Origin of the sequence: Pseudomonas sp. NY15354 (genome assembly GCF_048068075.1) — a bacterium.
In the GTDB taxonomy this organism is placed as follows: Bacteria; Pseudomonadota; Gammaproteobacteria; order Pseudomonadales; family Pseudomonadaceae; genus Aquipseudomonas; species Aquipseudomonas guariconensis_C.
The window spans coordinates 107,141-113,597 of record NZ_JBLUPV010000015.1 but is presented as its reverse complement, the minus strand read 5'-3'; the positions used below and the strand labels follow the sequence as shown (position 1 = coordinate 113,597).

The following is a 6,457-nucleotide window of genomic DNA, read 5'->3' as shown; positions in this document are numbered from 1 at the left end:
ATTCGCCGTGATGGTGATTTCGTGCAGGTCCACGTCCCGCAGGCTGCGCAACTCGCCTTGCCAGTCCTCCTTCACCGGCACGAAGCCGAATGAGCACCCGGCCACGTCGCCACGCTTCACCAGCTCGGAAAGGTCGCGGCCCAGGCTGGTGTCGGGTAGGTCCAGCTCGAAGGCCAGGCCCACGTCATCCTCGGAAAGGCGCAGGGTGCCAGCTCCGACACGGCCCAATAGGGCTGCATCGTCGTGCTCGTAAACGGCACGGATGCTGGCGGCGGCTGGACCTGCAAGGGAGCGCTTGAAAGCCCCCGGAAGGATGATTTCGGTAAAGCCCCCAATGGGGGTTGCATCACCGAAACGGGCGGCATAGCCGAACAGCGTCCGGCCCTTCCGCTCCAGGCTTGCGGCTGCTCGGCGTTCCATTACGGTGCGCTCGCTACGACGAAGCCTTCGGGATGGCGTACAGCGGTATCGACGGTGGCCATCGCACGGACCTGCACCCCGCCACGGCTGTAGGCCGGTTCGGCGTATGGGTTCACCAGAATGTCCACCTCGGACCACACGCCGAGCATGACCTGGCTCCAGTCGCCCAGGATCAGCTTGCCAGCCGGGACGTTCTTCGATGCCGCCAGCGCCAGGTTGGCCAGGGTGCCGTTGTCGTACAGGAAGCCACTGCCAGACCCGGCCACCTTCTCGGTGCTGCCCAGGATGGTGCGGATCGCGGCGGTGGTCAGCCAGCGGGCGTTGGTGATGTTCACGTCATCCAGCTTCTCCAGCAGCGCCAGCACCTCGGCCCAGGTGGCGGGCATGTCGGCAGTCTGGATGCCGGTGGTGTTCAGCACGCCCAGCGGTTCACCAGCAGCGCCGCTGCCGTTGATGATGGCGCGGTCGATCTGACGGGCGATCAGGAACGACAGGTCTTCGCGTACCAGTTGCTCGATGCCTGGCGACGATTGCTGCAGGAGCTGGCGCGACATTTCGGTCTTGCCGCCCACATGCTTCGGCGTCAGGGTCACACCATCGAACGACATTTGCCCTTCGGGCACGGCCTGGCCCTCAGTAACCCAGCCGGTTTCCAGGCCGCTGCCGAATTTCGGCACGCTCACATTGCCCACCAGGCCGGTCAGGGTGCGGATGCCCAGCGAACGCGCCAGCAGGGCCTCACGCAGCGGGCCGATGTACAGGTCAGCACGGTGGTCGGTGCCCACCAGCTCGGGCGCGGTCGCGGTGGTGTTAGCGCGGCGCTCCAGGGCGGCGAACGGCACAAATGCGCCCTCGGCCTTGCGACCGGTGCGGCGCTCGGTTTCCTGGGTGTACTCGCGCTCGGCGCCGTCCAGTTGGCGGCCTTCCATCTGCGTACGCAGCACGCGGATCACGCTGACGCGCTTCTCCAGGTGCTCCGGGGTATCGGTGGCGGAGGGAGCGGCGGTGCGCTTCTCCAGATCGGCAAGGTGTTCATGGCGAGTGATCTGGTCGGCCAGCGAGCGCTCTTCGGTCTTGAAGGTTTCAAACTGGGTGGATTCGTCGGTGGTCAGGTCACGGCCAGCAGCAGAAGCGGTGTCCACCAGCTTTCTCATGCCCTCGACGGCAGCGGTGCGCTTCTCGCGCAGTTCGTGGAGTTTCATCAGGTAAAAGCCCCGTGTATGGATTTTCGAGGCCCCACCATATGGCTATTTTTCTTGTCAAAACAGATGGTTAGATGGCAATGAGCACACGCTCTGTATGGTTCAGTTCAGTGGAGTTTGTGAAGACGGTTGTCCAACAAAAAATCCGACGAACGGCATCTGTTTTGGGATGGCAGATGGCCGGTATAGAATGCCGACCGGCCTATTACCCAAGGAGTCCAAAATGGCACACGAAGTGAACCTGACCCTCCACACGAAGCTCGTGCAGAGAAAGGATGTAGAGGTTGAAGTACGCAAAGACGGCGATTTGCTTGGTGACTTGCTCATCAGCCAGGGAACAGTTGACTGGCGCCCGAAGAACGCTCAGCGCAAATACAAAATGTCGTGGACCAAGTTTTCCGAACTCATGGTCGAGCACGGCAAACGCGAAGAGGGCTGACTTCGACGCTCGGGAGTGGTCCACCGCTCCCTCCTTTGAATCCTCCGTTATCACTAATTCGTTAAGGTGCCCCGGAGCCAGCAAGTAAGCGGCCTCGGGCGGTTTATGCGGGATTTCAAATAAGGCGTAGGTAAGGCGCGAATCCTCTCCTATGGTTGGTCCCGTAATTCCCTGCGGCCCTGGCTGTTCAATGGGTACAGGTGATTTCGCGAACCTCTGCGTAATGGCTCGGTAATGGTGGCCACTGCTCATCCGCACACGTGTGCTCGGCATCCTCGACTGTGGTTGTTTCCTGCACCCCGTTGCGGGCCTTGTGCCGCGCAGGGTGCGAGCGTTTACCCGAATCTGCGCTTCTACCCTCTTTCTACCCTCGGGCGCCGCTACCGATTCGGACCGCCCAAGCCGATTCGGACCAAACGGTCTGTCTCGCCTGTCCATTGTGTCGTTAACGCCACACTGTGGCGGGCTGGCCACGGTGGATGAGGAATCCCACCCACCTCGACGAGGGCTCGACGACCATTCGACCATAGCCTCCAGACGCTGGGCGCTCCCGGCGGGCAAGGGCTCATGCAGCTCACGCCGACCTGCATCAGTTGCACCCCGTGCCGTGAGCTACACCCCGTTCGCCCTGCACCAAGCAATCCAGCGCCAGCTGCTTGGGCACGTTGTCGACGATCAGCTGCAGGTGCCCACCCATCGTGCTGGCCTGGGCCGCGAGCAGTTGCGGTTTCACGAACACCGCACACTTTCGGCAGCAGCCGGCACTTGTCCATGGAAGCCAATCGAACACCAGGAACGTGTAGCCGCCCGCGCGCTTGCAGCCGGCATCTGCCTGCGATCGGCACTGGGCTTGTTCCGTCTTAACTCGGCTCATTTCAAATCCCTGTGGTGGTAATAGTTATAAAGGGGCCTAGTTTTTGAACCTGAAACCCCGCAAAAACCGCCTATAAGGGTTCATTTTTTGAACCGTTATCCATTCCAGAACTGTCTGTCCGCTGGATAAGGGTTCACTTTCTGAACCCTTGCTGTTCAAAATCTGAACCCGGTAAAAATCCAATTCAGGCGCCAAGTGCTCGAATAGGTGCCTGCGTTGGCCCGACCTCCAACTGTCGGCCAGGGCACTCATGGATGCGAAGCCAGGTGAGCGCGTACAGCGCGCATCGAGCTCCTTCTCGGCCCTTCATATTGGTTCTGGTGCGCACGATCAGATTTCGCTCTTGCAGGCCTTGCAGCGAAGCCGCAAGCGTTGCTTTAGCCATGCCGCCGCGCTCCTCCATCATTGAGTGCGTGGCGGCCAGGTCGCCGTTGTTGTTACCGCGGTACTGCGACAGCAACAGCATGAACACGCGCAGCTCCGAGCCGGTCATGGTCGTGAAGTCGGGGTGCTCGCCCAGCAGCCTGGGGATCATGTACGCGCCACGACCTCCCCAATCTGAGTCGCGGCGGGTCTTCCTCTTGGCCATCAGATCCTCGCGGCCGAGCGCGCCTCTTCCACTGCCGCCATTCCGCGCTGGCAGTACCCGAGCATGTCTTGCACCTCCAGCAGGGCGAGCTGCGCCAGGCCGGCTGCTAAGGAGTCGGAAGGGTGCTTGTCCATGATCATCTGGCAGGCGGCGCCGATACTCTCGAGGCCCGTTTCCACGATGGACAGGGTCCCAATGCCGTAGTCGGCGATATCGCAAATCAGGTCGTTGTCATCAGGAGCTTGATCTGTCACGATGGTTTCCTCTCGTTGGTGCCTACCAATGCGATATCGCCGGAGAGGTGTTGGCGCACCGCCTCCTGCAACTGCTCTACTGACTCGGCGTTCCCTTCCCCGCCCTCCGGGGTGGGACGCCGCGTTACCTCAAACAGAATGTCCTCCACCCACGTCTCGACCACTTCCGGCTCGCCCTCGCTGTGGATATGTCGACGCTTCCCGAAAAGCGCGCTGTTTGTCTCGGTGCAGTCATCCAACCACCGGTCATGATCCGCGACGGTTCCCACATATTGCTCATACACCCAGGCCGGTAGCTGGCCCCGCGCCCGCATCTCGTTGAGCATCGTCCACCAGCGGCTGGCGTGCGCCCGCTCGGCGTCGATCAAATCAGCGAGGGCTTGGCGCTGCTCCAGGTTTAGCGCCACAACGGCCTCACCTGGAACGCAATCCGAGGCCTTCATCTGCTGTTCTCCTTTGCCAGTCGGTTGATCCACGCCTCAAGCTCCTTCACCAAGATGAGCCGCCGCTTCCCCGACTTGAATGCCTGTAAATCGCCGTTTGCGATCGCGCTATAAATGGCGCTACGGCTATGGCCGGTGAGTCGTGCAGCCTCCTCAGGGCCTACTGCCATGGGTTGAACGGTTAATGCCTGCTCCATATGTCCTCCGCTTTCTTCGTGTAATGCCATGTATCGACATGTGAGGCCACCATAGCCTCGCCTGCGCTTGCATGTCCACATTTTTTTGACATGTGGTGACATTGCCACACACTAATCGACACGTATCGACACGAATCATGCGACGTGTCATGCTTGAAAGATTCTCGAACCTGGAGATTCACGAATGGCGAAGGCACAGCCGAACAGGACCAAAGCGGAAACGCTCTCCTTGCGAGTAGCGCCCGATCTGAAATTCGGATTGGAGATGCTTTCGAAGCTCGAAGACAGATCGCTCACAACGATCATTGAGCGGGCATTGCGCGATTTATTTATGAATAAATCAATTACGATGCTTGATCTTGGAAGGCCTAGGCTATTTTCCGAAGAGTATCCAGAAGCTAACTTCGGAATGCTACTTGCTTATGCTTGGTCTGTTGACGGTCCAGTTAGGCTATTTCGTTCCGCCATCCTTTTCCCCGGCTCAATCTCGGTTCGAGACATGGCTTTATTGGACTTAATTTTCAGCGAACCATACTTCAAAGGAAAAGACAAAGTAGGATTTAATGCCGGCAGCCCCGATTATGATAAGCTTCTGAGCGATCTATGTCTGATTTTTTGGGAGCAATCCGAAGGTGTTGATCTTGGAAAGATCAGACGAAATTGGACAAACCTCAACGACATAATCGATGCCGCCCTAGCAAGCGGCCACTACCCAGAAAGCTATGCTTGGGATTGATCGATCAGCTCTACGGCGGCTGCCTTCGTGTCTGGGGCAAGATGGGCATAGCGCAAGGTCATGGCTATATCCGAGTGCCCCAACAGTTCGCGCACGGTGTTCAAGGCAACGCCAGCCATCACTAACTTCGACGCGAAGGTATGACGCAAGTCGTGCCAGCGGAAGTTCTCAACCTTGGCCAACTTCAAAACACCATCCCAGCTCTTTTTAACATTATCGAGCCGACCCGCGTCTTTCGCTGGAAATACAAAACCAACGCGCACCAAATCACCGCGCCAAGCCTTCAATACAGCGAGCGCCTCTTTGTTCAGCGGTATATGACGGGTCTGTCCGGACTTTGAAGTTTCGCCCTCGACCGTGAGAAACTTCCCCTGAAAGTTCACATCACGCCAATGCAAATTGAACACTTCGCCACGGCGCATGCCGGTATTCAGTGAAAGCAGCACCAACGGTTTCAGGTGATCGGCAAACTTCTCGGCGCGCAGGTCTGGCAACAACTCCCGCTTGCGAGAAGTGCGCCAGGCGTTCGCGCTATCGCGCTCGGCGCGTATCGTCTCCTCGCGATCATCCAGGGCCTTGCGCAGAGCCTGCTCCTCGATCTGGTCCAGATAGCGGACCCGACCGCGACCGTCGACCTTGAGCCGCTTCACCTTCGCCAGTGGGTGCTCGGGGAGAATGCCCCATTCAACAGCACGGCTCAGCAGGCCTTTCAACCTGGTGACGTTGCGGTTTGCCGTGGCCGGCGAGCGCCCGGCGGCCAACCACCCGGTGCGCACCTGCTCGATTCGCTTCTGCGTAACCTGGTCCATGGGGAGAGCCAGCAGATCGGCAAAGCTGTGGCGGATAGCACGCACGCTGTTGTCGCCATCGCGCTGGTGCGCCAGCGCCCAGGGCTCGAACTGATCGCGCAGAAAGCCGTCCAGGGTCGGCATGGCGTCGGATAGCCGTGCCTGGGTGATCGCCAGGGGCTCACCGTGCTCATGTGCTTCCGCCAGATACTGGGCGGCTTCCCGGCGGGCCTGCTCTAGCGTGATCACGTTAACCCGGCCCAGTGTCGCGGTCTTGTTCCGTCCCCAGCTGACCATGTAGCTCATGTGGCCAGACGGCAGCACCCGGATGCATAAGCCTGGCTGCTGAGTATCGTGTACCCGGTAGACTTTTTCCTTGGGCTCAAGGGTGGCGAGCAATTTACTGGTAAACTTGGCTTTCATGGCACTCCGGTCTGTGACAGCAGGCTGACAGCAGAATGGACTATACCGCCCTGTATATCCATACACAACCATACGACAAAGCCCAATGAATA

At 59.3% G+C, this 6,457-nt stretch carries 10 protein-coding genes; 2 read left to right on the top strand and 8 right to left on the bottom strand.

The window, feature by feature from the left end:
• Both ACNFCH_RS16045 and ACNFCH_RS16040 read right to left on the bottom strand, forming a co-directional pair.
• Window positions 1-420, bottom strand: a 420-nt coding sequence (locus tag ACNFCH_RS16045; RefSeq protein ID WP_416743110.1) for an HK97 family phage prohead protease, incomplete at its 3' end; no start/stop codon positions are given.
• On the bottom strand, window positions 420-1,622 hold the full coding sequence (locus ACNFCH_RS16040; RefSeq protein ID WP_416743109.1) for a phage major capsid protein: 1,203 nt from the start codon (window positions 1,620-1,622) through the stop codon (window positions 420-422). The genes ACNFCH_RS16045 and ACNFCH_RS16040, both read right to left, overlap by 1 nt.
• 223 nt (window positions 1,623-1,845) lie before the next feature.
• Between ACNFCH_RS16040 and ACNFCH_RS16035 the strand changes: the two genes are divergently transcribed.
• Complete coding sequence (locus ACNFCH_RS16035; RefSeq protein WP_416743108.1) at window positions 1,846-2,061, top strand: hypothetical protein; 216 nt, start codon at window positions 1,846-1,848, stop codon at window positions 2,059-2,061.
• A gap of 589 nt (window positions 2,062-2,650) precedes the next feature.
• On the opposite strand, the gene ACNFCH_RS16030 is transcribed toward ACNFCH_RS16035, so the two are convergent.
• The 5 genes from ACNFCH_RS16030 to ACNFCH_RS16010 form a co-directional block, all read right to left on the bottom strand.
• Window positions 2,651-2,794, bottom strand: a complete 144-nt coding sequence (locus ACNFCH_RS16030) for a hypothetical protein (protein ID WP_416743107.1) — start codon at window positions 2,792-2,794, stop codon at window positions 2,651-2,653.
• Between the two features lie 325 nt (window positions 2,795-3,119).
• The gene (locus tag ACNFCH_RS16025) at window positions 3,120-3,524 is read right to left on the bottom strand and encodes a hypothetical protein (protein ID WP_416743106.1); all 405 of its coding nucleotides are present in this window, start codon (window positions 3,522-3,524) and stop codon (window positions 3,120-3,122) included.
• On the bottom strand, window positions 3,524-3,778 hold the full coding sequence (locus ACNFCH_RS16020) for a hypothetical protein (protein WP_416743105.1): 255 nt from the start codon (window positions 3,776-3,778) through the stop codon (window positions 3,524-3,526). The genes ACNFCH_RS16025 and ACNFCH_RS16020 overlap by 1 nt, the downstream gene beginning before the upstream one ends.
• A complete protein-coding gene (locus ACNFCH_RS16015) occupies window positions 3,775-4,254 on the bottom strand; it encodes a hypothetical protein (RefSeq protein WP_416743104.1) in 480 nt (159 codons plus the stop codon). Before ACNFCH_RS16015 ends, ACNFCH_RS16020 begins: the two co-directional genes overlap by 4 nt.
• Window positions 4,218-4,391: a helix-turn-helix domain-containing protein gene (locus ACNFCH_RS16010; RefSeq protein ID WP_416743111.1), complete on the bottom strand. Its 174-nt coding sequence runs from the start codon at window positions 4,389-4,391 to the stop codon at window positions 4,218-4,220. Before ACNFCH_RS16010 ends, ACNFCH_RS16015 begins: the two co-directional genes overlap by 37 nt.
• Before the next feature lie 211 nt (window positions 4,392-4,602).
• On the opposite strand from ACNFCH_RS16010, the gene ACNFCH_RS16005 reads away from it, so the two are divergent.
• On the top strand, window positions 4,603-5,154 hold the full coding sequence (locus tag ACNFCH_RS16005) for a hypothetical protein (RefSeq protein ID WP_416743103.1): 552 nt from the start codon (window positions 4,603-4,605) through the stop codon (window positions 5,152-5,154).
• On the opposite strand, the gene ACNFCH_RS16000 is transcribed toward ACNFCH_RS16005, so the two are convergent.
• Window positions 5,139-6,365 (bottom strand): tyrosine-type recombinase/integrase, encoded by a 1,227-nt coding sequence (locus ACNFCH_RS16000; protein ID WP_416743102.1) that lies wholly within the window; start codon window positions 6,363-6,365, stop codon window positions 5,139-5,141. The two genes, ACNFCH_RS16005 and ACNFCH_RS16000, sit on opposite strands and share 16 nt — an antisense overlap.
• Window positions 6,366-6,457: the final 92 nt, after the last annotated feature.

Coding starts and splice junctions, on each gene's coding strand:
- ACNFCH_RS16040 (WP_416743109.1), bottom strand. CDS start 1,622: ATGAAACTCCACGAACTGCGCGAGAAGCGCACCGCTGCCGTCGAGGGC.
- ACNFCH_RS16010 (WP_416743111.1), bottom strand. CDS start 4,391: ATGGCAGTAGGCCCTGAGGAGGCTGCACGACTCACCGGCCATAGCCGT.
- ACNFCH_RS16035 (WP_416743108.1), top strand. CDS start 1,846: ATGGCACACGAAGTGAACCTGACCCTCCACACGAAGCTCGTGCAGAGA.
- ACNFCH_RS16005 (WP_416743103.1), top strand. CDS start 4,603: ATGGCGAAGGCACAGCCGAACAGGACCAAAGCGGAAACGCTCTCCTTG.
- ACNFCH_RS16025 (WP_416743106.1), bottom strand. CDS start 3,524: ATGGCCAAGAGGAAGACCCGCCGCGACTCAGATTGGGGAGGTCGTGGC.
- ACNFCH_RS16000 (WP_416743102.1), bottom strand. CDS start 6,365: ATGAAAGCCAAGTTTACCAGTAAATTGCTCGCCACCCTTGAGCCCAAG.